A 22,817-nucleotide genomic window follows, 5' to 3' on the forward strand; every position below is an offset into this window, starting at 1 on the left:
GAGAGGAGAGAAAGAATGATAACGCTAAGAAAAAGTATGGTATTTCAAGTTTTTCTAATTGCGCTGGCCATCGGTCATGCTCACCCCGTATGGGCGGATAAAGTATCCGGTGTTTTTACCGCGCAGCAGGCCTGTCCGGCGTATGTATCAAAAAATAAAGCGACCAATCCGGATAATAAGCAGATTCTTGCAGGCAGCCAGTACGACATTATCGAAGTGATTAAACCCGGCCAGCCCAGCTGGTACCGGGTGGTTCTGCCCAATGCAGACCCCAAAGAACGCTGGGTAAGCGCCGAATGCGGTCAAGCTCAGATTACCGGCGGCGGAACGGGGGATGGTGGAAATTCCGGCGGTAGCTGCAACACAGCCGGTCAGGCGGATAGTTATGTGCTGGCGCTGTCGTGGCAGCCCGCTTTCTGTGAAACCAAACCGGACAAAGCGGAATGTAAGATTACCGATCCCAAGGTGTATCAAGCCCGGCATTTTGCATTGCACGGCTTATGGCCGAACAAAAAAAGCTGCGGCATACAGTACGGTTTTTGCGGCGATGTCAAAGGGCAGAAAAGCAATTTCTGCGATTATCCACCAGTTCAACTGGATGCCGATTCCACCGCGTCATTAGCCGAAGTGATGCCCAGTGTGACATCAGGTTCCTGTCTTGAACGGCATGAATGGTTCAAGCATGGCACTTGCCAGGCGAGCTGGTCGATGGGAGGTTATTTTGATCTGGCGGCCGATTTGACGCGTCAGTTCAACGATGCCGGGGCGGCTTACTTCATGAATCGCCGGATCGGTCAGCAGGTTCGCACGGAAGATTTTCTCGGCCGTGTGGTTGCGGTGCTTGGCCCCGCGGTTAAAGATCGTATTAAGCTGACCTGTAATCAAGGCATGCTGGTCGAAGTGCAGCTGAATTTGTCGGCTGACCTGAAGCCGGGCGCCGATCTGGAGAAACTGCTGGAGAATGCGCCGCTGCAAGGTAAATCCAATTGCGGCGATACTTTCCTGGTTGATGCGATCGGGCAGTAATTAACGCATTTGAGAAATTTTTGAACCGGTTGATTACGTTCCCGAAAGTGGTTGCCGGGAACGTAATCCGCAAACTGTTGCGTGTTTATTCAATTACAAAGCCTGAAACACCACATCGCTGACTGAAAGCGATGTCGATTGCTGCAGCACCCCGACAAACGTGATGCTGGCAATGTCGCTGACAAAGTGCACCACGATGTCATCGCCCTGTGCATCGATGCTGGTGATATACGGTGATAGTTGCGTATAGTCTGCAACCCCCAGTCCGGTATCGAACGCCACTTTATCCACGCCCGGAACGAAATCCTGAAACGTATAGAAACCGACACTGGATAGCCCGAAGATATCGGAACCTTCACCACCGGTCATGCTATCGCTGCCTAATCGCCCGATCAGCGTGTCGTTGCCGTTATTCCCGATCAACGTATTATTGGCGCTATTTCCGGTCAGCTTATCGTTACCGGAGCCGCCGATGGCGTTTTCGATCACTGCATTTAATCCGAGTGACAAATTATCAATCGCAGCAAGACCTGCCGGGATAAGACCGACCGAACTGAGCGTGCCGGGCGCGGCGGGATTGAGATTGAGCGTGACCGCTGTCGTCAAACCGGATGCATCGAGCGTGTCGGTGCCGCCGTCATCGTAGATGGTTTGCACGACATGGCCGCTATCTGTCGTGAATGTGTAGGTGTCATCGCCGGTATGAACCGGCTTGGTATTATAAAGATAAGCCAGCGCTGCATAATCATACGGTGCCAGATTGATCCGCTCGAGTCCTTGGCTTTGCTGGGTGTACGACATGATGCTGAATAGTTCCGAATCCTCCACGCCGGTCAAGAACGGTCCGTCATTGGGATTCGATGATCCAGGATCCGCTGCGTTGTAATCGCCCGGATGCTTCAATCCAAGCGTATGGCCGATTTCGTGAATCAAAGTCGAATAGGCATTCGTACCCTGTACCACGTGGGTTGTTTGCGATACCGCGGCGACATTGTTGATGTACAGATCGCCCGCGGTATCGCCGGTTAATTTTTCCGGATAATAGGCATAACCGGCTGTCGCTGCCTGGGAATTATTGCCGAAACGAAGCTGGCCGTACGATGACGCGGAATCAGACACCTCGGTGAATGTGATGTTGAATTGCGACGACAGTGTAGCCAGGATTTCCCGCACGGCGGTTTTCTGATCGCTGGTCATTACGCTGAAACCGTTGCCATCGTGAGCCGGATTTGCATATACCGGTAACGCCGACATGAAGCTGTACGTCAACGCCACGGTTCCGCTGGGTCCCGCATCCCAGCGGATGTCACTGCCCGCCAGTACAGCGTCAATACGATAATCGTCCGTAATACTCGGCATACTTTTCTCCTTGCAAAATGTACAGATAGGCAATTAATTCTTGGTTTGCGGATTATATAGCGATGAAAAACAGAGCAATCGCAATAACATCATAACTTTCTTGTTCTAATTTGAGGTTTTAATACCGAACCCAACAACTACTTGAGCTAGCTATGCTATCAGATCAGTTTCTTAAACACGCACGCCATTGATGAAAAAAATTTTATCCGATGGACCTACTTCCATATCAAATCAGGATAAACTGCAATTCTCACACACAGGTCGAAGTCCTCTCGGCTCAGTGAAAAAAATGTCCGTCAAAATGGAACAACTCCAAGTAGCCGAGAAGATCATTTTCGGATTTTGTATCCTGTTTTCAACATTCGCAATGTCCACCACGATACTGCCAGGAAACATACCATCAGAATCCCAAGGCTGAGGTATGGTGAAACTTCTGAGGAGCGAAAGAAACCGTAGCGAAATCCATCCACCATGTAGAAAAACGGATTCAGATACGATAATCCTCGCCAAAATGCAGGTAACGAGGAGATCGTATAGAAAACGCCCGACAAAAATGTCAGTGGCAGGATGGCAAAGTTTTGCAACGCAGCAAGGTGCTCAAATTTTTCCGCCCAGATTCCCGCAATGATGCCTAAGGCGCCCAGTAACGCAGTGCCCATCAAGGCAAATGCGAATACCCATGCGAACGAGTACAGGGGAAGTTCAAAAAAACTCACCGCCACCACGTAAATACCCAGCCCTACAATCAGCCCACGAACTACCGATGCCAGCACATAAGCAGTGAATATTTCCTGGTAGGAAAGCGGCGATAACAGCATGAAGATGTGATTGCCCGAGACCGTCGATTGAATCAGGCTTGATGAGGAGTTGGCGAAAGCATTCTGCAACATAGCCATTATCACCAGTCCTGGAATCAGAAAAACTGTATAGGTCACACTTGGAGATACCCGCGCTTGTTCTTCCAATACGTGAGAAAAAATCAGCAGATAGAGCAAGGTAGACAGTATGGGAGCAAATAAGGTCTGGAATCCGACTTTCCAAAATCGTAGCAGTTCTTTATAGAGTAGTGTAAGAAATCCATTCATACCGATGCCAATTCCTGATTCTCTGCGCCACGCATGATTTTTACGAACACTTGCTCAAGATCTGGCTGCAATATCTGTAGTTCCAGGACTTGGGTCTGGGTCGCGCGTAATACGGCCATCACATTTTCAAGCTGGAAGTATTCCTCGATTGCCAGAACGTAGTAGCCTTGGTCATGACTGATCGTCAATGGCTGTAAAGCTACCGGAAGGGTATCAGGAGATAACTGGAGTCGTATCCGGTATCCAGCGATGTTGCTGATGAGATTTCTGACGTTATCGAGCACGATGATACTGCCATTTTTGAGCATTGCCACGCGGTTGCATAAAGCCTCTGCTTCTTCGAGATAATGCGTAGTGAGCACAATGGTATGACCGTTGTGGTTTAATCGCTTAATGAAGCGCCACAGGGACTGGCGCAATTCCACGTCCACACCTGCGGTGGGTTCATCCAAAATGATTACCGGGGGTTTGTGAACCAATGCCTGAGCTACCAAAACACGCCGCTTCATGCCGCCGGACAACGAACGCATGTTGGTATCGGCCTTATCGGAAAGGTCGAGATGGTGGATTATCTCGTCTATCCAGCTGTTATTCTTCTTTAGGCCGAAATAGCCGGATTGAAACATAAGCGTTTCCCGAACGGTAAAGAACGGATCAAATACCAACTCCTGCGGCACCACGCCTAGCATGCGACGTGCCTCACGATACTCGGCGATGACATCATGTCCCATTACCCTGACACTGCCGCTGCTGGCAAGGGTAAGACCTGCGATGATATTGATCAGCGTCGTCTTTCCCGCTCCATTGGGACCCAGCAAAGCAAAGAATTCGCCGGTATTGATTTCGAGATCAATGTTGTTCAAGGCATGCAATGCACCGAAATGCTTGTGCACCTGCCTGACTTCGATTGCCGTAGTCATGAAGAAAACTCCGTTTCAACCGAAGGAATGGCCGTTGCGTATCGCTCGGCGATACGGCTTTCCAGCGCATTCACCAGCATTTTCGCCGAGTTGAACCCAGTCTGATCGGCAATCTCCTGCATGCAGGTAGGACTGGTAACATTTATCTCAGTGAGATAATCACCAATCACATCCAGCCCCACCAGCATCAATCCTGCATCGTATAGCACGGGACCAAGCGCTTCAGCGATTTCGCGATCCCGCCGGGTAAGTTGCTGCGCAACACCTATCCCACCTGCGTTAAGATTGCCGCGTGTTTCGCCAGGCTTGGGAATGCGTGCAAGCGAGTAAGGCACCGGTTCTCCGGCGATCAGCAGGATGCGTTTATCACCCTGAGCGATATCGGGAATGTACCGCTGAGCCATGATTGTGCGTGTGCCATAGTGCGTAAGGGTTTCCAGGATTACGCTCATGTTGTGATCGGCACCGTGAATGCGAAATACGCTGGCTCCTCCCATGCCGTCGAGCGGCTTGAGCACAATGTCGCGGTGTTCGTTCAGAAAATCGCGAATCAGAGCTTCCTGCCGGGTCACCAGGGTAGGTGGGGTAAATTGCGGAAACTTGGCAATGGCAAGTTTTTCATTATGATCGCGTATCGCCCGTGGACTATTGAAGATACGTGCCCCCTGACTTTCCGCCAATTCCAGCAGATAAGTGGTGTAGACATATTCCATGTTAAATGGCGGGTCCTTACGCATCAAAACAGCATCGAATTCCTGCAGCGGGATTTCCTCCGGCTCCTTTGTCCAGTACCAGCGGTGTCCATCGCCATCCTTGCCGGTTAACTCCAATTCGCGCGCAAACCCCACGGTTTGCGCGCCTTTCCATGCCAAGTCGCCTTGTTGCAGGGTAAATATTTGATGATGGCGGGTCCCCGCTTCACGCATCATGGCAAAGCTCGAATCCTTATAAGTTTTGATGGAATCCAGCTGGTCGAGAATAAAGGCAAGTTTCATTTAGTAGAGTGTCATCCAGTTACCGGCGGTGAGTAGGCATTAGCACGACCATTCCTTGGAAGTACTTGAGTTGTTTGCATAAAGTATACGAATTCATTGCGCAGCAGTTTCGATCTTCCGGTCAGGCAAGTTTTTAGGCAAGATCTGGGAATGGATGATGCTGGCTGAGACGTCTTGCGAGAAATAATTGCTCAGATATTTATCGAAAGGGATCTCATTCGTTGCATCGAGCTGTTTCTGTTGCGCCAGCGATGTCTTGACCTGGAAATCAAAATTCCTCTTTATTGCAGCATCTAGCGCGGACTTCCGGAAATAACGAGTGTATTCATGGGATTTTTGTAATGCCAGCTCGGTAACTGACATCTTTTGCGTACGCATGGCTGAAAGCATCCTTGCTGAAGCCGTCAACTCGGGATGGTGAATTTTTTCGATCTGCTGGAGCAATGCGCGGGTATAGGGTGTATTGGCATTACCGTTATCCAGGATCTCACAGATCTCTCGCATCTGCTCGCATAGTATCAGCGCCCACTGCCGCAGTGGGACTTCATGACCGTTGTCCAGTAGCTTCAGCTTCGGATCCCTGCCTCGATTGGCCACTGTCAATACGTTATTACTGATCTCGTCATGCAGCTTCAGGTCATGCCCCGCATTGGGCTGGAATAGACAGAAAAGACTCAATGCTTCAAGAAAGCGCGTTGTTTCGATCGAAATGCCCGTCGATTCAAACATATCAACATCCACGGAGCGTATTTCAATATATTGCACCCCTCGATTTCCCAGTGCTTGAAGCGGCCTCTCATTCGGTCGCGTCGGCTGTTTCGGCCGCACCGAAGTGTAATACTCATTCTCGATTTGCAGGAAATGGGTATTCAGTTGCCGGTACTGGTCGCCCACCTTTGCTCCGATCTTCTCGTATCCGAGATGAGACATCGTTGTTGCCCTGCTCAAGTCCCGTATATAGTCATCAATGCTATTAAAGGAAATATGAAACACCGATTGAACTGGATTCAGATAGCCGATCTCGCTCATCCTCAAAGAGGTCGCGTAAGGTTTGTAATAGGAGGTTTCATCGAACTTTTCCAAGGTGCGGGAATGCGCCGACTGACGGCTTTCGACAAAGCTTTTGGCGACTGCCGGGGACGAACCAAATAAATACAAGATAAGCCAACCATAACGCTGCAAGTTTCTGATCATTCTCATATATGTCTGCGTTGTGAACGATTGCAGATCGCTGGCATGCTTCATGAAATGCTGGTATTGGGGCCAAAATGGCTCGGGAAGCGAGTAGTTGAAATGGATTCCGGCGATAACCTGCATGCAACGGCCGTAACGATAGCTTAAACCCTGACGGTAGATGTGCTTCATCCTCCCGACATTGGATGGACCATACTCGGCAATGGGAATTGCCGGATCCCGCAAATCACCAACAGGCATACTTGCCGTCAGCAATAATTCGTCATTGATATTTGTACAGACATATTTATGCAAGTCCGCCAAGTAATTCAGCATTTCCGTTCCATCTGATAATGCTGGTGTGATCAATTCAAGTAATGCTTCAGAGAAATCAGTTGTTATATTCGGATGAGTCAGCGCGGCTCCAAGCTGACTCGGATGAGGTAACAATGATATTGATCCCTCCTGATTAATTCGGAGACTTTCTTTTTCGATACCTTTCAAGCCATGAATTAATAAGGGTTGAAGTGATTCGTTGATGGTTGTAATGCGATTGTTACAAGATGATCGTCTTGACATTTGTCCTCCGACATTGCCTGCAATAGGTAAGTGGTCAGAGTATAGGTCAGCAGATAGATGGGCGTGTAGTATGTTAAATTGGTACTCAGTGTCCTATTTTTGCAACTATTTGGATGCGGCGCGCTGAGATCGATTCGTTGGGCAAGTTCCGGAGCGCTCTTAAGTTTGCCTAGTCGTCATGCAGCGTCTCGAAACGTTGTGCGAGAAAATCAATTAACGCCCGCACGGAAGGCAGAAGACCGCGACGGGACGGAAACACCGCATGAATGATTACCCGGCGTGGCGCCCAGTCGGGTACCAGCCTGACCAATAAACCAGCCGTCAGCTGGTCTCGTACCGCAATCACTGGCAGCTCTACTACGCCAACACCGGCCACAGCAGCATCTCTAAGCGCAATCATGTCCGTTGTCACGAAGCGTGGCGTGTGATGAATTGTTGCTTGTGTGCCATCGGGTCCATGCAGCACCCAGTTATGCGTTTGTTGCAGGATCCCTCCTAGGCTTAGACTCGGCCAGTTGCTCAAAGCAGCAGGTGTTGCAGGAAAACCGAGCTGTTGGACAAGGATAGGGCTGGCCACCAGACATTGGCTTCGATCAGCCAGGATGCGCATAACCAGATCACTGTCCTGCAATGGTGGGTGGCGCACGCGAAGGGCAACATCCAGTGACTCGCTGACCAGATCGACACGACGGTTAGTCGTTTCCATCTGCACCATGACATGCGGGTAGCACACCATGAAATCGGCCAGCATTCCTCCCACATAAGCATTCACCAGCGGGATGGGGCATGTCATCCGGATTACACCGCGGGGCTCATTTTTTAGTGTGTCTATTGCTTCCTGAGCCGCCTCGGCTTCCACCAGCATCGCCTTGCAATGCAGGTAATAGTTCTGTCCGGCCTCGGTAACCGCAAAGTGACGTGTTGAGCGCTGGATCAGGCGCACACCCAAGCGCTCTTCCAGCTTGGCGATGCGGCGGCTGAGCTTCGACTTCGGCATGCCCAGCACTCGGCCTGCCGGAGCAAAACCGCCATGATCCACGGCCTGGACATAGTAGTAGAGGTCATTCAGGTCTTGCATAGAAACCCACCCATAGTTTCAAAAATAGAACACTGAGTACCAATTTAACATACTACACGACCATCCGTCTGCTGACCTATACTCTGACCGCTTGCTAATTACTTTGCTTCAGTAAGAGATTACCCTACAGGAAGAAGTAAATACCCTTGGCACTACTACCGGCGGCAAACATCAGCACCATGCCCCTAACAAAGATACCTACTTAACAATAAACTGCATTGCAAAAGGAATTTTCCATGTCCACACAATCAAATGTCGAACGCACGCTGTACGGATTCTGGCTCTCACCTTATATGAGCCAGGTTGCGCACGTCCTCTCGGAATCTGGTCTACCTTATCGCTATGAACGAGTGTCTCCGTTTCAAGGGAGCACGCTCACGCCAGAACACTTAGAAAGAAACCCTCTTGGAAAAATTCCCAGTCTTAGGGATGTCAATGGTGTTGATATTGGGGAAAGTCACGCTATTTGTCGTTATCTCGCGAAAATCTACCCAGAAGTGCAAAAGTTTTACCCTATTGATGATCCTTTGCTCTGCGCACAGGTCGATGCCAAGAATGACTTCATCACTTTCTCCATAGCAGGCCCATTCTTCAACTGGTTCGTTATCAGCGGATATTTTCCAAAAGCTTGGAAACTCAAGGTTGATAAAGAAGCCCATATTTATAATCTTTTTTCTGTCTTACTGAGCAAATTGTGGCTATCCCGGCTAGTTAATGGCTCGAAAATGGATCCGTTCCTACTTGGCAAAGAACCTTTTCTGCCAGATTTTCAGTTGTTCTATACACTCGAGCTTAGCCAAATGTTTTCTGAATTGTTCGAAATACCCGAAATGCATCTATTTCGAGACGATCCAGTATTGCAGAAGTTTTACGATGCTATGTGTGAACGTCCTTCTACTCGAGAAATACTAGCGGCCAAAGAATTGGAGCTGGAGGTTACGAAGAAGGAACTCTACGGTGGATTTGGTGCGGCCTACCTTGACAAGCATATCGACAAACGAGTTCTTGAAGGACTACTCGGACGTGAAGTCTAATTCACTGGAGTTGGAGTTGCCCCCTTTAAACAGATCATAATGTGTCCGTTCAAAGGGGGGCAGCTCCAATACACGAATGTGTCTAGTTTGGGGTCTTATCGATCAGAAAATTACTAAGCACTTCTTCTTCATTCTCTTGTGCTGTTACTTAAGATCAGATTACCAAGGCACAATCTGACCATCGAACGCATAAAACTTCCCGGAATCTTGCAGTGTAAGGTTGGAAATCACGCGGCGCATGCCGGCGACGCTTTGTTCGGCGGTGATCAATGCGCCGGGGCCGCCCATATCGGTTTTAACCCAGCCGGGGTGGAGCAGGACGGCGATGATTTTTTGGGGATTCAAGTCGATCGACAGGCTTTTCATGACGATGTTGACACCCGCTTTGCTGGAGCGGTAGATATAGCTCCCGCCGCCGCGGTTGTCGGCGATGCTGCCCATTTTGCTGGTGATGGTGACAATGGTTTTGAGTTCGCTGCGTGCGATCTGCCGGATAAAGGCTTCGGTTATTTTCAGCGGCGCCATGGTGTTGACCGCGAAGGCATGCTGCCAGGCGGCATAGTCTGTTTCGCCCAGAGCATCACCGTGCGCGGGGGGATAAACGCCGGCATTGTTGATAAGCAGGTCAATCGGCTGCTGGGATAATGTTTGAGCCAATTGATCAATCTGCGCGTGATCGGTGACATCCAGCGCATGCACGGTGGTTTGATCCGGGTATTGTGCGGCGAGACGATTGAGCGCTTCGGCGGTTGCCGGTTTGCGGCAGCAAGCAACTACCCGCCAGCCATCTGCGGCATATTGCCGCACAAACTCCAGACCGATACCCCGGTTCGCGCCGGTAATCAACATTGTTCTCATTTTTCTCTCGCGTATTTATTGCAGGAATAGGGTTGCTGAAATGTGCCGGTTGAATGTGACAGAGTTAATGTTAATCATGATCTTATCAATCTCCAATTGTGTTAAGTGGGTTCCAATTCATGATAGCACTTTCCCGGATGGTTAATGGAGCGTGATCAATGACGTGAAAAACATTGTGCTATGTAGGTGATTATTAAGACTACATATTCACTTGACGAAGATAGTATGTCTGACTACCATAAAGAAAGCAGCATGGATTATTGCTGTTTTTTTGTCTTTCTTTAACTATTTTAAGGGCTTATTATGTTACAGTTTAAAAAGACGTTATTAGGTGGTATTGCACCATTACTGTTATCCATTGCACTGGCAAGTCCAGTAATTGCTTCCGATACGCATCATCATGCACACGGAAAAGACCATAATTTTGGTGCCTTTAATAAAGATAATGTATTGCTGACGCCTAGAGGGTACCGTGAATGGGTTTTTGTCGGCGCACCGGTCACACCGAATGAATTGAACGACGGCAAAGCCGCGTTCCCTGAATTTCACAATGTATACATCGATCCAACTAGCTGGAATCATTGGAAAAAGACCGGTGAATTCCGTGATGGAACGGTTATTGTCAAAGAACTCGTGAGCGTAGGATCAAAATCAGCACCGAGTGGAAATGGTTATTTCGCGGGAGAATTCAATGGAATCGCTGCGATGGTGAAAGACTCCAAACGTTTCCCGAACAGACCGGGTAACTGGGCATTCTTCGGTTTTGAATCATATGAAGCTAAGGAAGGCGCAATACAAGCTGATGAAGCTTGCGCAGCTTGCCATAAAGATAATGCCGCGCAAGACATGGTATTTACTCAATACTACCCCGTATTACGCGCTGCCAAGCCTAAAAAATAATGAAGCCGATGGCGCGACATTAGCCATCACAAGCTTTTAAACGAGGCAATTTGATTTGTAGTGAATATGAATCAAATTGCCTTTTTATTTGAACATCGTTATGGGGTATATTTTTAGAAGTTATTTTTCCATTCTCGCAATACCGAGAAAACGCTGAGTGGATCCGGGAGCGGTATTGCAGCGTGCTGCTGCGCGCTTTCGATGAGTGCTTGCTGATCGCAGCGCAAGAAAGGATTCACGGCTTTTTCGAGAAATAGTGGCGTGGGAAGCGTTGGGATATTTTGCTGGCGCAATTGTTGCGCGGTGATTTCCAGTTCGATGAGCTTCCGGTTTTCCGGATCGACTGTTCGAGCAAAACGGATATTACTGAGCGTATATTCATGGGTGCAATAAATATGGGTATCTTCGGGTAACTGAGCGAGCTTCTGCAAGGATTGGTACATTTGCTGCGTGCTTCCTTCGAATATCCGCCCGCAGCCGCAAGAAAAGAGCGTATCGCCGCAAAACACCAGAGCAAATGGATCGGTTCCATAATAAGCGATATGGCCGCGGGTATGCCCGGGAATATCCATGACGGTAAGACGCAGCGGCAGTTGTGGCACATCGATCTGATCGTTTTCCCGGACCGGATGGGTAACTGCCGCGATGGTTTCATTGCAAGGTCCGTATACTGGCACAGTGGATAGTTTCTGTAGCTCGGCAATACCTCCGGTATGATCGCTATGATGATGGGTGATAAGAATCGCGCATAATTGCAATTTTTCCGTTTGCAAATAATCTATAACGGGAAACGCTATACCCGGATCGATTACCACGGCATAATCCCGATTGTGAATGACCCAGATGTAATTGTCTCTAAATGCAGGTACCGGATGAATGTTCAGCATGAAATTTCCCTGTCTTACAAATGGTGAGGCTGATGCTTTGATCAGATAAGTCCAATAGTATAAATTTAAGCAGAATTTTGATTATGACTGCACAAAATGTTCAACAATGGTTCGAGTCCTCGCTTGGTCAATATCTGATCGAACATGAGCAGTGCTACTTTGATCAGGTTGTGGCGAATATTTTTGGCTACAATGCCGTGCAAATCGGCTGGCCGCAATTTAATTTTCTGCGTTTGAATAGAATGCCTTTTCATTTTTCCGTCGGACTCGAGACTGGAGCATCCTTACGTGCCGCGCCGGGTTTTCTGCCGATTCAGAGCAACAGTGTGGATCTTGTCATTCTGCCACATGCGCTTGAGTTTAATGCCAATCCGCACCAAATTTTACGCGAAGTGCATCGAGTTTTGATACCGGAAGGTCATGTCGTGATATCCGGTTTTAATCCGTTCAGTTTATGGGGGATGTGCCATTACTTGCGGTCGACCCGGCGGGAATTTCCCTGGAACGGTCAATTTATTGCGTTATCACGGCTTAAAGATTGGTTGAAGTTATTGGATTTTGAAATGGCTGGCGGCCGGTTATGCTGCTATACACCACCCTTTAAGCAAGAAAAGTGGCGCAAACGGCTCAGTTTTATGGAAGCGGCAGGGGATCGCTGGTGGCCGATTTCCGGGGGAGTGTATTTTTTGCATGCGATTAAGCATATGCACGGTATGCGGATTATCAAGCCGAATTGGAAGAGCTGTCTCGATGCCCGGAAAAAAATGGTGCCGGTCGCGCAAAGAGTAAACGAAGCTTCGCTTGAAGAGAAGTCAGCGGAAAAGCTGAATCAGACTGATGAGTTACGTCGATAATGAGCACAGCGGATGCTAAAGTGGTTGAGATTTATACGGATGGCGCTTGCAAAGGAAACCCGGGCGTTGGGGGATGGGGTGCTTTGCTGCGCTATGCCGGTCATGAGCGTGAGATTTTCGGCGGAGAGCAATTAACCACCAACAATCGCATGGAATTACTCGCGGCCATACGCGCTTTGGAGTCACTCAAGCGTCCTTGCAAAGTGCACCTTCATACCGATTCGCAATACGTTCAGAAAGGCATCAGCGAATGGCTCGATGCGTGGAAAGCACGGAATTGGCGAACCGCGAACAAAAAACCCGTAAAGAATGAAGATTTATGGAGACTGTTGGACGAGTTAGCGCAACACCATGAGATTGAATGGTGTTGGGTGCGTGGGCATTCTGGGCATGTGGAGAATGAGCGCGCCGATCAACTGGCCAATCGTGGCGTGGAAATGATAACTTCCGGAGAGGTACAATAAATTCAAGGATCTGATATGCGCCAAATTGTACTGGATACCGAAACGACCGGGTTGGAGCATAAGCTCGGTCATCGTCTTGTTGAAGTAGCGGCGGTGGAGTTATGGAACAGGCAGCTTACGGGTAACCACTTTCACTATTATCTTAATCCGGATCGTGAAAGTGATGAAGGAGCGTTGCAAGTGCATGGATTAACAACGGAATTCCTTCAGGATAAGCCGAGATTCCATGACATCTCCAAGGAGTTTCTAAATTTTATCAACGATGCTGAACTGATTATCCATAACGCACCGTTCGATGTCGGATTTCTCAATCATGAATTGAGTTTGATCAATTTAAAAACACTGGACAAGTATTGTGCTGCGATAACGGATACTTTGAAACTCGCGAAGGAATTTCATCCGGGTAAACGTAATAACCTCGATGCGCTATGCGAGCGCTATAGCATTGATAACTCAAAGCGCACGCTGCACGGTGCATTATTGGATGCGGAGCTATTGGCCGAAGTTTATCTGGCCATGACGCGCGGCCAGGAAAGTTTACTGATCGACCTGGAATATACCGAGATCGCTCAGTACGCCGTTGAAAATCTGGATAGTTTGAATTTGAGAATTATCGAAGCAACGGCTGAGGAATTGGCGCAGCATGCGATGGTATTAGAAAAGATCGCGCACGAGAGCAACAATAAATGCCTGTGGAGAAAGCTCGAAAGCGCAAATGCCAGTGATACGGAATCAATCGGGACGAGGCATTAAATTTGATAGCTAACCTGCGGGGGGTTGTCAAAACGTTCGATTAGAGAACAGTAGAGTTTTGCCGGTGATGCCGGGCAAAACTCTAGTCAAATAAGTAGCGTTAAAGAGAGGTGAGAATTGCAGTGAATGATGAGGCGAGCCGCAACTAGAACCCAAGACTGGCGAGTAGATCATCAACCTGATCTTGATTGCATACCACATCATTGCGTTTTTCGGGATTTGTGACCGGACCGTTCAGGAGTCCTTCATCAGCAACGATAATATTTTTCTTGGCTGGAACGTTTGCAAGTAGTAGATCTATCAGGTCTTTCTCCAAACTTTGCACCATGTTTGTAACTTTCTTGATTACTTGACCGGTAAGATCCTGAAAATCTTGCGCCATCATGATTTCCATCAGTTGCGTATTGGTGGCGCTAGTTTGTTCCGGAATTTTATCAAGATATTGCAGCGTATCAATTAGCAATAATTTAAATTTTTCCGTATCTGGGTTGGTTTGATGAGTTTCGAACGCTTGTTTCCATTGTTCAGATAAATGTATAGCATCGGCGGAAATTTTCTCTTGAATTGGCATGGCAATTTCAGTTGCATTCAGTGTCCGTTCCGCTGCTTGCTCGGTTTTGGTCGCTATATAGGATAATTTATCTTGCGCTTCGGGTACTTCGGATGCAATTGCCTGAAGGCGCTTGTCGTATCCCAGTTCACGCAGACTATCGTGTAAGTTTCTGGTTAATTGTCCAATCTGATCAATCACTTTTTTATTAGTAGTCATTGATTCGCTGACTTCCATATTTTGAGCCATTTCATCTGGCGGTGTATCGGCTAATTTGATGGATTTATTGGGTTTGCTGCTGACTGTTTCTTGGGAAGCATCTTCCGTTTTAGCTTTCATAAGACGTTTTGTATTCATTTTGAACTCATCGGTTTGTTATGAAAAGAAATTCTATGCTTTTACAGCTATTTTGGCTTCCATGTTCTGGAATATCTTATTCAATTTTTCTTCCAGTACAGCAGCAGTGAAAGGTTTCACAATATAACCGCTCGCTCCCGCTTGGGCTGCAGCAACGATATTTTCTTTTTTCGCTTCAGCGGTGACCATGAGTACAGGGATATTTTTTAATGCTTCATTGGCACGTACATTCTGAAGCATGGTTAACCCATCCATATTGGGCATGTTCCAATCGGATACAATAAAATCAAAATTGCCATCTTGTAGCTTGCGTAAAGCTACCGCACCATCTTCAGCCTCATCGACATTGACAAATCCTAGTTCTTTTAAAAGATTGCGAACGATTCTACGCATGGTAGAAAAATCATCCACTACTAAGAATTTTAAATTTTTGTCAGGCATTCTCTTCTCCGTAAATAACAATATTTTATGTACTACCAGAATTGCTTTGATTTTTAACCAGCTCATCAGCTCTTGCTGCATGATTTTCACTTCGCCGTTGTTTTTACGACAGTCAAGCATGAAAGTTTAGAATAAATCTGAAAATTCCTATGAGCGGTGCAGAATGTAGCGCTAAGTTTGCTTTGAAGCTGCTGAGCCGTACAAGGTTAATAGTATTACGGGAGATTGATGGAAGATGTTGAGTGAGAGAAAGTAAGTTTCGCTTGAATAACCGGATTACACGGAATCTAGCGGCAGTAATCGTTTTCTTTGAACCATTTGACCGCATCCCTAAGCGCTTCAACAGCGGGGCGGTGTTGATAACCCAATTCCCGATTTGCTTTTACGCTGGAGAAAAACATTAATTTCTTGGCCATGTGAATGCTGTCGAGTGTGGCACGAGGCTCCGTGCGTGTGAAGAGTGCGATCTTTTCCATACACCACGCCATCGGGAGCATGACATTGATGGGTATGTTGACGCGCTTTTTGCGTGTTCCGTTAATTTCGTCGATGAGTTGCAGAATTTGCAGCAGCAACATGTTATCACCGCCCAGAATATAGCGTTCTCCAGCCTTTCCGCGCTGAAATGCCAGTAAATGGCCTTGCGCGATGTCGTCGACATGCGCAATATTCAAACCGGTATTGACGTACGCCGGCATGCGTCCCATTAAGGTATCCAGCACGATGCGTCCGGTCGGTGTGGGGCGCACGTCTCCAGGGCCGATCGGCGTGGAAGGATTAACGATGATTAATGGTAAGTGATATTCATCAACGAGTTGTTGTACCAATTTTTCAGCTTGGTATTTGGAACGCTTATAGTGACCTTTAATGCCCGCAAAATTGGCGGGCGTTTCCTCAGTGGCGGGTGAACCATCGGTGTTTAACCCGAGTGTTGCCACACTGCTGGTATAAACCATGCGTTGAATGCCTCCCTCATGGGCAGCTAGAATCAGCGCACGCGTACCGGTCACGTTAATTTCATGCATGATCGCGGGATCCGGAACCCACAGCCGATAGTCGGCAGCAACATGAAACAGATTATCGCAACCCCGGACGGCGCGTTTGAGCGATTCATGATCGCGCAAGTCGCCTTCGGCAATTTCAACAGGGAAATTTTTCAGATTTCTCCGGTCGCTATTCGGTCTTACTAGAGCACGGACTTCATGCCCGGCCGCAAGCAGGCACCGCATCACCGCGGAGCCAAGAAATCCTGTTGCGCCTGTGACTAATGACTTCATGATTTTTTGAAAGCGAACCTGTATTCCGGCCTGGCTGGTATTGAAGAGTATCCGGAACCTAAGACGGTAGCGATCATTTACCGGATTTCCGGTAGTGCTTCATTATTCAAAGCAGCCACCGGCAAGTTCCGGGATGTCAGCTTGAACAATAATTCCAGGATCCAGTCATGACTGGCAAATAAACTGGTCGTTACAATGGTGGCTTTGACACTGCGGCGGCTGATTTTAACTTGAGCTCCTTCCGAAAAATCCCGGTGTTGATTGATTTTATTTAATGTCAGGATGGCCATACCAATGGCCCATAAGCAGAACCTGCGGATTCCTTTTTCTTTTTGGGGGATCAAGCTGGTATAGGTCAGCGCATTTTGTAAATGACCTTTGGCGACTGCCAATAGCTCCGCTAATCCGGCTTGAAATTTCTCATCGGATATTCCAGGCCGCAAGTCGCGCAGATTGAATCCGTTTTTAAGAAAAATATCCTGCGGCAGCCAGCAAGCGCCTCGCTTACGGTCATCCCAAATATCCTTGAGAATGTTCGTCATTTGCAATCCCTGGCCGAACGATACGGAAAGCTTCATCAAAACGGGTTTATGGCGATTGATTTCTTCCGAATAATCGCAGAATAATTCGGTTAACATTTCACCGACAACACCGGCCACGTAATAGCAATATTCATTCATTGCCGCCAGATCTTTCAATCCATCCAGCGATTCCGTTTCCTGATAATCCGCCATCCCCTTGGCCATGATTCGCACGCAACGCTCCAGCGCTCTGCGTTGTGTCGGGTTAAAGCTGTGTGTGACGCGAATGACCGCCGGGGTGTTTTTGATTAAATCATGCTCCGCCGGAATGGTATGGGCGGAAAGCAGCGGGTAGAGCTGGTGCGCGAATTCCTCGGCTGAAGCATTGCCGCACACGACCTCGGCAAACATGTCCGATAATTCCCGGGTCTGTTCGTTGGTCAATGCGCTATCGTCTTCAATCGTATCGGTAATGCGGCAAAGCAGATACGCATTGCCGATCACGCGGCGCAACGTCTCGGGTAATTGCGGGATAGTCAGCGCAAAAGTGCGTGAAACACCTTGCAGGATATGGTCTTGATACTGCGCATCATCGATACTGGGTTGGCTTGTCATTACGGATTTGTCATAAAACGATACGGCATGTTACTACAATTGAACGTATCTCCAAATGTTCTGTCATTTATTGCGGCAGTACGCGCTCAGCAGCCATTAATTGATCGATCGTCTCACGTTGCCGGATGATGTGGATTTGATCCTGATCGACCATGATTTCGGCGGCGCGCGGCCGGGTGTTGTAATTTGAGCTCATGCTCATGCCATAGGCGCCGGCGGACATCACGGCCAGCAAATCGCCATCCTTCAGACTGAGTTTACGGTCATGACCGAGAAAATCGCCGGTTTCGCAAACCGGGCCGACCACTTGGTAGTTTCTGGCTTCGCCTGCATTTTGATGCACGGGCAGGATCGCATGATAAGCATCGTACAAGGCTGGTCGCATCAGGTCGTTCATGGCGGCATCGACAATGGCGAAATCACGCGCCGAAGTGTGTTTAAGGTATTCAACCCGCGTCAGTAAAATACCGGAATTACCCACCAATGAACGGCCCGGTTCGATTAACAAGCGTTGTTTGACTGTCCGGGTACCGGCGCATAGCGCGGAAACATAGTCTTTGATGCTTGGCGGTGTTTCATCGGTGTAGCGGATGCCCAAGCCGCCGCCCAAATCCAGGTGCTCAATGGAAAGACCTTGCGATTGTAAGGTTTCGAGTAAATTGAGCATCTTATGGCCGGCTTGCTGGAACGGTTCAAGCTCGGTGAGCTGGGAACCGATGTGACAATCCAAGCCAGTAAACCGGATATGCGGATATTGCTGTGCCGATTGATAAATCCGTCCAGCCTCGCTGGCGGGAACGCCAAACTTATTTTCCTTAAGGCCGGTTGAGATATAAGGGTGCGTCTTGGCATCCACATCCGGGTTGACGCGTAGGCTGACGGGCGCAATCTTGCCCATGTCTTTGGCGATCTGGTTCAACACAATTAACTCAGCTTCGGATTCCACATTGAAACAGAGAATGTTGGCATCCAACGCCATGCGCATTTCATCAACATGTTTCCCAACACCGGAAAACACGGTTTTGCCCGGATCGCCGCCCGCTTTGATGACACGCTGTAATTCTCCACTCGATACGATATCGAAGCCGCTGCCGAGCCGTGCGAAAAGGTTGAGGATGGCGATATTCGAATTGGCTTTTACCGCGTAACAAATCAGATGGCTCCGGTCCGCAAATGCCGCATCGAATGCCTGATAGGCTTTGGTTAAAGCGGCGCGCGAGTAGACATAACAAGGTGTGCCGAATTCCCGGGCAATCTGCTTAAGCGGAACCGATTCTACAAAAAGCTCATTGTTGCGGTAATCGAATTCAGGAAAACCGCTCATTTTTTCTCTACTTGATCAGATGACGCGGTGCTGGCTTCCTCAACCTTGGGAAGGTAGAGCGGCCCCTTCAGACCACAAGCGCTGAGTAAGTAAGCGGAGAGCAGCAGGGCTGGAATTAAACGCATGCAAAACCTCTGGAACAATAATGACGGGATACTAACATAAGAGAATGATAAATTAACCCAACTTGAGATTAATTTTGACTGCCCAAGCCGGGATTAATCGTGTGGTAATGTGGCGGCCAGCCAATTAACCAATTCATCCAGCAGTTGATTAGTCGCCGCGCTTAATGCAGACACCGCTCCCGCTGCATCGGCCGAAGGCGCTTTTGCCGTGATGTTGAAATCTTTCTGCGCCAGCAGTTTGCGTGTACTGCGTTCGATCAAACTGGCGCGCAAACCGGCCACAATGCGGCTATCCGCGGCTGTATCAAACACTTGTGAGAATTCTTCCAGCTCGGTATGTAGTACATGATCGGCAGTTGCGATGCTGTTGTCTTTAATCACTTGTTCTTGCGTACCGGCGACGATACGGTTGCGCAGCTGCTGCGTAAACAGAGCGGCAGGCGTGGCAATCCAGCGATTACTGGCGTAGGTGTACGATTGTGTTGGATTGTGATACAGCAGGCGGTAATGAATCGCTTTGCTATCCAGCCATACCGGCGCTGTCGTGTCCGTAACCAGCAAGCTATTCTTCCGCAGCTGGGCGGGCTGAACCGATGGCTGGGATAACGCTGGTGTCTGGATACCAAAATCGTACACAGCTGTGGATTGCGATTTATGCAGAACAGTACAACCCGGCAGCAGGCAGATGATGGCGAGCAACAAGAGTATTCTGGTCATTGGCTTACTCCTTGGGGGACACAAAACCGGCTTCTCCAGGACCCGGCAAGGGGGAAGGGCGGCCAAATAATAAACTTTGCGGGTTTTCTTCCAATTGATGCAAAACCTTATCAAAATTATGCGAACTACGGGCAATGCTGTGACTGGCATTGCGCAATTCAGGAATCGTCATGGCCAGTTCTTGCGTGCTGTGCGACAAGCTGTCAAAAATGCCATCTTTCTGATTGATTTTGGCAACGGTTATATTGATTTCACCCAGGATCTGATCCAGACGTTTAACCAGCGTCGCTGATTCGATTGTGAGTTCAGTGAATGAGGTGAGCACAGGCTGCAAGTGACCGGCAATACCATCAAAATTGCGCGTGGCTTTTTGAATATTATGCAGAATATGGAAAACTTGATCTTGATTCTCATCGTTCAGCAAATGGTTCATTTTTAACACTAACTGATTGACATTGGTGAGTAAGTCCTGCCCGGATCCGGCGACTTCGTCGAGCAATGAACGGCGCATCGGGATTCGCGCGTCATGGGCCAGTTGATCAGTACCGATGCCATCGTCGTTCAGTTGAATGTAAGCCAATCCGGTAACGCCTTGATAGCCCAACTGCGCGTAAGTGCTGCTTCTGAGTATGACATTCTCGTTCACTGAAATACGCACAAGAATTTGCTGCTGATTCTCCGGATCAAATTCGATATTTTCAACTTTACCGATGTTAACACCGCGATAATGCACCGCCGACTGCGGATTAAGCCCGCTCACCGATTCTTTGGTGACGACGAGATAATCGATGCGCTGAATGTTGCTGCCACTAAACCACACCGTCACTAAAGCGATGGCGATGCTCAGAAAAATGACAAAGATACCTGCTACGAGGGCATGGGCACGGTTTTCCATGTTTGCTCCGAGTTGTTTTGTTGCTCAATTTTATGCCGTATGCTTTTGAAGTAACTATTGATAAAAGGATGCGGAAAGCGGTATACCTGGTCCAAGGCGCCGATGACAACCACTTGTTGATCGGCTAGAACGGCAACCCGGTCGGATAGCGCGACCAATGTATCCAAATCATGCGTCACCATGACAATCGTCAGATCCATTTCGCTGCGCAATGCCAGCACTAATTCTACGAAACTTTCACTCAGCTCGGGGTCCAGTCCGGCGGTGGGTTCGTCCAGAAACAGTATTTCCGGATCCAATGCCAGCGCTCTTGCCAGCGCCACGCGTTTGATCATGCCGCCGGATAAGGCGGCGGGCATTTTGTTCGCGTGCTCGGGTCCGATGGCCACCATATTCAGTTTAACCATCACCAGATCCCGGATCACGTCTTCGCTCAAGGTGTGCAATTCACGCAAAGGCAGCGCAATATTATCGAATACAGTCAACGCGCTGAATAATGCGCCTTGCTGAAAAAGCACGCCTGAACGGCTGCGGATATTTTTTCTGTGTGGATTGATGTCAGCGTTTGAACGAGTGCCGCCAAAAACTTTGACGCTGCCTTGCGACGGTTCTTCCAATCCCAGCATCTGGCGTAACAACGTGGTTTTTCCGCTGCCCGATCCGCCGATCAGTGTCAGTACTTCACCGCGGTAAACGCATAAATTGATATCGCGATGCACGATATGATTTCCGAAACGGGTATAGAGCGATTCAATCTCGATGATGCATTCCGGTTTTGTCATCATCTAGGTAAGCCCCACGTCTGAGAACAATATGGCGAAAATGGCGTCGATAATGATCACCATGGTGATTGCGGTTACCACCGAAGAAGTGGTGCCTTCACCCAGGCTTTCAGTGTTGGGTTTGATCCTTAAACCGAAATGACACGCGATGAGCGCGATGACCATGCCGCATACAGCCCCTTTGCCGAGTCCGAGCCATAAGTTGGCAATCGGCACTGCATCCGGCAGTGCTGACAAAAAGTATTGCGCGTTCAAACCTAACTGCCATTCCGCAGCGACTATGCCGCCCAGCAAAGCGATCGCGCTGGTCCACACCACCAGCAAAGGCATCGCGATACCGAGTCCCAGCACTTTCGGTAATATCAGACGCTGGCTATGCGAGATGCCCATCACCGTCAGGGCATCCAATTCCTGAGTTACGCGCATGACACCGAGTTGCGCCGTCATGGACGACCCGGAGCGGCCGGCAACCAGGATCGCCGCCAGCATGGGGCCCAGTTCACGGATGATACTGATTCCCAATATGTTGATAATAAAGATATCCGCGCCAAATAACTGTAATTGTTTGGAAGAAAGATAACTTAAAACAATACCGATCAGAAACCCGACCAGCGCGGTAATGCCGAGCGCCTGCGCCCCGGTGCGGTATAAGTTGGCGGAGATTTCGCGCCAGGGGATATAAACCGGATTGCGGAACAAATAAATTACATCGAGCAGCAATTGGCCAATCAAGCTGACCAGACCGATGGCATGTTGCCATAACAGCAAGGCCAATCCGCCCAAAGCGGTTAAAGGCCAGAGCAAATCCCGGTATGGGGTTTCCGTTTTGATCGCTGGGAGTTGCTCCAAACGCGCAAACATTTTTTCGTGTTCCGGGCGCAGCTGAAGATGTTCCGGCCGTTGCGCTTTCCACGCACGCCACAGCAGGGTCGTGCCCGCGATATCCATTTGCTGGATGCCGGTCAGATCCCAGTGCAGATCGCGATTTTTGGCTTGCTTGCTCAGCTCATCCATGAGTGACTTGAGGATCGGCTCTAACGCCGTCAACGTATAGTTACCGGTTAAAACGATATGCGCGAGACCAGCTCTGGTGGAAAGCTGAAACCATTGTTGCATCGTATTGGCAGGCGGATCGCTGGTGTGCATTAATTCTGGCTTGGGTTCATTCATAGGAATGCCAAGTATAGTCATAAACAATCGGGATAATTTTTACTCTTTAAAAATCCGGATATCCTTTTGAAGGATACT

At 48.7% G+C, this 22,817-nt stretch carries 24 protein-coding genes; 6 read left to right on the forward strand and 18 right to left on the reverse strand.

Features of this window, described 5'->3' with window-relative positions; genetic code table 11:
• Positions 1-15 precede the first annotated feature (15 nt).
• Entirely contained in the window at positions 16-1,026 is a 1,011-nt protein-coding gene (locus tag R2083_RS04440; RefSeq protein ID WP_317537664.1) for a ribonuclease T2 family protein, read from the forward strand.
• Between the two features lie 93 nt (positions 1,027-1,119).
• Here R2083_RS04440 and R2083_RS04445 read toward each other — a convergent pair whose 3' ends face one another.
• The 6 genes from R2083_RS04445 to R2083_RS04470 all read right to left on the reverse strand — a co-directional run bounded on the left by R2083_RS04445 (position 1,120) and on the right by R2083_RS04470 (position 8,215).
• Positions 1,120-2,385: a M10 family metallopeptidase C-terminal domain-containing protein gene (locus tag R2083_RS04445; RefSeq protein ID WP_317537665.1), complete on the reverse strand. Its 1,266-nt coding sequence runs from the start codon at positions 2,383-2,385 to the stop codon at positions 1,120-1,122.
• A gap of 329 nt (positions 2,386-2,714) precedes the next feature.
• Complete coding sequence (locus R2083_RS04450; RefSeq protein WP_317537666.1) at positions 2,715-3,470, reverse strand: ABC transporter permease; 756 nt, start codon at positions 3,468-3,470, stop codon at positions 2,715-2,717.
• Positions 3,467-4,390 (reverse strand): ABC transporter ATP-binding protein, encoded by a 924-nt coding sequence (locus R2083_RS04455; protein WP_317537667.1) that lies wholly within the window; start codon positions 4,388-4,390, stop codon positions 3,467-3,469. The genes R2083_RS04450 and R2083_RS04455 overlap by 4 nt, the downstream gene beginning before the upstream one ends.
• Positions 4,387-5,385, reverse strand: a complete 999-nt coding sequence (gshB, locus tag R2083_RS04460) for a glutathione synthase (protein ID WP_317537668.1) — start codon at positions 5,383-5,385, stop codon at positions 4,387-4,389. The genes R2083_RS04455 and gshB overlap by 4 nt, the downstream gene beginning before the upstream one ends.
• A gap of 93 nt (positions 5,386-5,478) precedes the next feature.
• The gene (gshA, locus tag R2083_RS04465; protein ID WP_317537669.1) at positions 5,479-7,137 is read right to left on the reverse strand and encodes a glutamate--cysteine ligase; all 1,659 of its coding nucleotides are present in this window, start codon (positions 7,135-7,137) and stop codon (positions 5,479-5,481) included.
• Between the two features lie 169 nt (positions 7,138-7,306).
• Positions 7,307-8,215: a LysR family transcriptional regulator gene (locus R2083_RS04470; RefSeq protein WP_317530267.1), complete on the reverse strand. Its 909-nt coding sequence runs from the start codon at positions 8,213-8,215 to the stop codon at positions 7,307-7,309.
• Positions 8,216-8,451: 236 nt separating this feature from the next.
• Between R2083_RS04470 and R2083_RS04475 the strand changes: the two genes are divergently transcribed.
• Complete coding sequence (locus R2083_RS04475; RefSeq protein WP_317530268.1) at positions 8,452-9,249, forward strand: glutathione S-transferase family protein; 798 nt, start codon at positions 8,452-8,454, stop codon at positions 9,247-9,249.
• Positions 9,250-9,408: 159 nt separating this feature from the next.
• On the opposite strand, the gene R2083_RS04480 is transcribed toward R2083_RS04475, so the two are convergent.
• Positions 9,409-10,107 (reverse strand): SDR family oxidoreductase, encoded by a 699-nt coding sequence (locus R2083_RS04480; RefSeq protein WP_317537670.1) that lies wholly within the window; start codon positions 10,105-10,107, stop codon positions 9,409-9,411.
• 303 nt (positions 10,108-10,410) lie between these two features.
• On the opposite strand from R2083_RS04480, the gene R2083_RS04485 reads away from it, so the two are divergent.
• Positions 10,411-11,007, forward strand: coding sequence for a cytochrome P460 family protein (locus tag R2083_RS04485; protein ID WP_317530270.1), 597 nt, complete (start codon positions 10,411-10,413; stop codon positions 11,005-11,007).
• A 113-nt stretch (positions 11,008-11,120) separates the two neighbouring features.
• Here the strand turns inward: R2083_RS04485 and gloB are convergent, their stop codons facing one another.
• Positions 11,121-11,894: a hydroxyacylglutathione hydrolase gene (gene gloB / locus R2083_RS04490; RefSeq protein WP_317537671.1), complete on the reverse strand. Its 774-nt coding sequence runs from the start codon at positions 11,892-11,894 to the stop codon at positions 11,121-11,123.
• Positions 11,895-11,977: 83 nt separating this feature from the next.
• On the opposite strand from gloB, the gene R2083_RS04495 reads away from it, so the two are divergent.
• The 3 genes from R2083_RS04495 to dnaQ are packed head-to-tail and all read left to right on the forward strand — an operon-like array spanning position 11,978 to position 13,965.
• On the forward strand, positions 11,978-12,748 hold the full coding sequence (locus tag R2083_RS04495) for a class I SAM-dependent methyltransferase (protein ID WP_317537672.1): 771 nt from the start codon (positions 11,978-11,980) through the stop codon (positions 12,746-12,748).
• The gene (gene rnhA / locus R2083_RS04500) at positions 12,748-13,212 is read left to right on the forward strand and encodes a ribonuclease HI (protein WP_132428045.1); all 465 of its coding nucleotides are present in this window, start codon (positions 12,748-12,750) and stop codon (positions 13,210-13,212) included. Before R2083_RS04495 ends, rnhA begins: the two co-directional genes overlap by 1 nt.
• Positions 13,213-13,227: 15 nt before the next feature.
• Positions 13,228-13,965: a DNA polymerase III subunit epsilon gene (dnaQ, locus tag R2083_RS04505; RefSeq protein ID WP_317537673.1), complete on the forward strand. Its 738-nt coding sequence runs from the start codon at positions 13,228-13,230 to the stop codon at positions 13,963-13,965.
• A 145-nt stretch (positions 13,966-14,110) separates the two neighbouring features.
• Here the strand turns inward: dnaQ and cheZ are convergent, their stop codons facing one another.
• The 10 genes from cheZ to R2083_RS04550 form a co-directional block, all read right to left on the reverse strand.
• The gene (gene cheZ, locus R2083_RS04510; RefSeq protein ID WP_317537674.1) at positions 14,111-14,872 is read right to left on the reverse strand and encodes a protein phosphatase CheZ; all 762 of its coding nucleotides are present in this window, start codon (positions 14,870-14,872) and stop codon (positions 14,111-14,113) included.
• Between the two features lie 33 nt (positions 14,873-14,905).
• The gene (gene cheY, locus R2083_RS04515; protein WP_090318938.1) at positions 14,906-15,313 is read right to left on the reverse strand and encodes a chemotaxis response regulator CheY; all 408 of its coding nucleotides are present in this window, start codon (positions 15,311-15,313) and stop codon (positions 14,906-14,908) included.
• Between the two features lie 287 nt (positions 15,314-15,600).
• Positions 15,601-16,590 (reverse strand): hopanoid-associated sugar epimerase, encoded by a 990-nt coding sequence (gene hpnA / locus R2083_RS04520; protein ID WP_317537675.1) that lies wholly within the window; start codon positions 16,588-16,590, stop codon positions 15,601-15,603.
• 77 nt (positions 16,591-16,667) lie between these two features.
• Complete coding sequence (locus tag R2083_RS04525; protein ID WP_317537676.1) at positions 16,668-17,726, reverse strand: phytoene/squalene synthase family protein; 1,059 nt, start codon at positions 17,724-17,726, stop codon at positions 16,668-16,670.
• A gap of 67 nt (positions 17,727-17,793) precedes the next feature.
• Complete coding sequence (lysA, locus tag R2083_RS04530) at positions 17,794-19,050, reverse strand: diaminopimelate decarboxylase (RefSeq protein WP_317537677.1); 1,257 nt, start codon at positions 19,048-19,050, stop codon at positions 17,794-17,796.
• The gene (lptM, locus tag R2083_RS15385; RefSeq protein ID WP_411172448.1) at positions 19,047-19,175 is read right to left on the reverse strand and encodes an LPS translocon maturation chaperone LptM; all 129 of its coding nucleotides are present in this window, start codon (positions 19,173-19,175) and stop codon (positions 19,047-19,049) included. The genes lysA and lptM overlap by 4 nt, the downstream gene beginning before the upstream one ends.
• Before the next feature lie 93 nt (positions 19,176-19,268).
• The gene (locus tag R2083_RS04535) at positions 19,269-19,892 is read right to left on the reverse strand and encodes an ABC-type transport auxiliary lipoprotein family protein (protein WP_317530279.1); all 624 of its coding nucleotides are present in this window, start codon (positions 19,890-19,892) and stop codon (positions 19,269-19,271) included.
• A 4-nt stretch (positions 19,893-19,896) separates the two neighbouring features.
• On the reverse strand, positions 19,897-20,787 hold the full coding sequence (locus tag R2083_RS04540; protein ID WP_317530280.1) for an MlaD family protein: 891 nt from the start codon (positions 20,785-20,787) through the stop codon (positions 19,897-19,899).
• Positions 20,760-21,569 carry an ABC transporter ATP-binding protein gene (locus tag R2083_RS04545; RefSeq protein WP_317538971.1) on the reverse strand — a complete coding sequence of 270 codons (810 nt, stop codon included), beginning with the start codon at positions 21,567-21,569 and terminating at the stop codon, positions 20,760-20,762. Before R2083_RS04545 ends, R2083_RS04540 begins: the two co-directional genes overlap by 28 nt.
• Positions 21,570-21,572: 3 nt before the next feature.
• Entirely contained in the window at positions 21,573-22,739 is a 1,167-nt protein-coding gene (locus R2083_RS04550; RefSeq protein ID WP_411172449.1) for an MlaE family ABC transporter permease, read from the reverse strand.
• Positions 22,740-22,817 lie beyond the last annotated feature (78 nt).

Source organism: Nitrosomonas sp. Is35, from assembly GCF_033063295.1.
GTDB lineage: Bacteria > Pseudomonadota > Gammaproteobacteria > Burkholderiales > Nitrosomonadaceae > Nitrosomonas.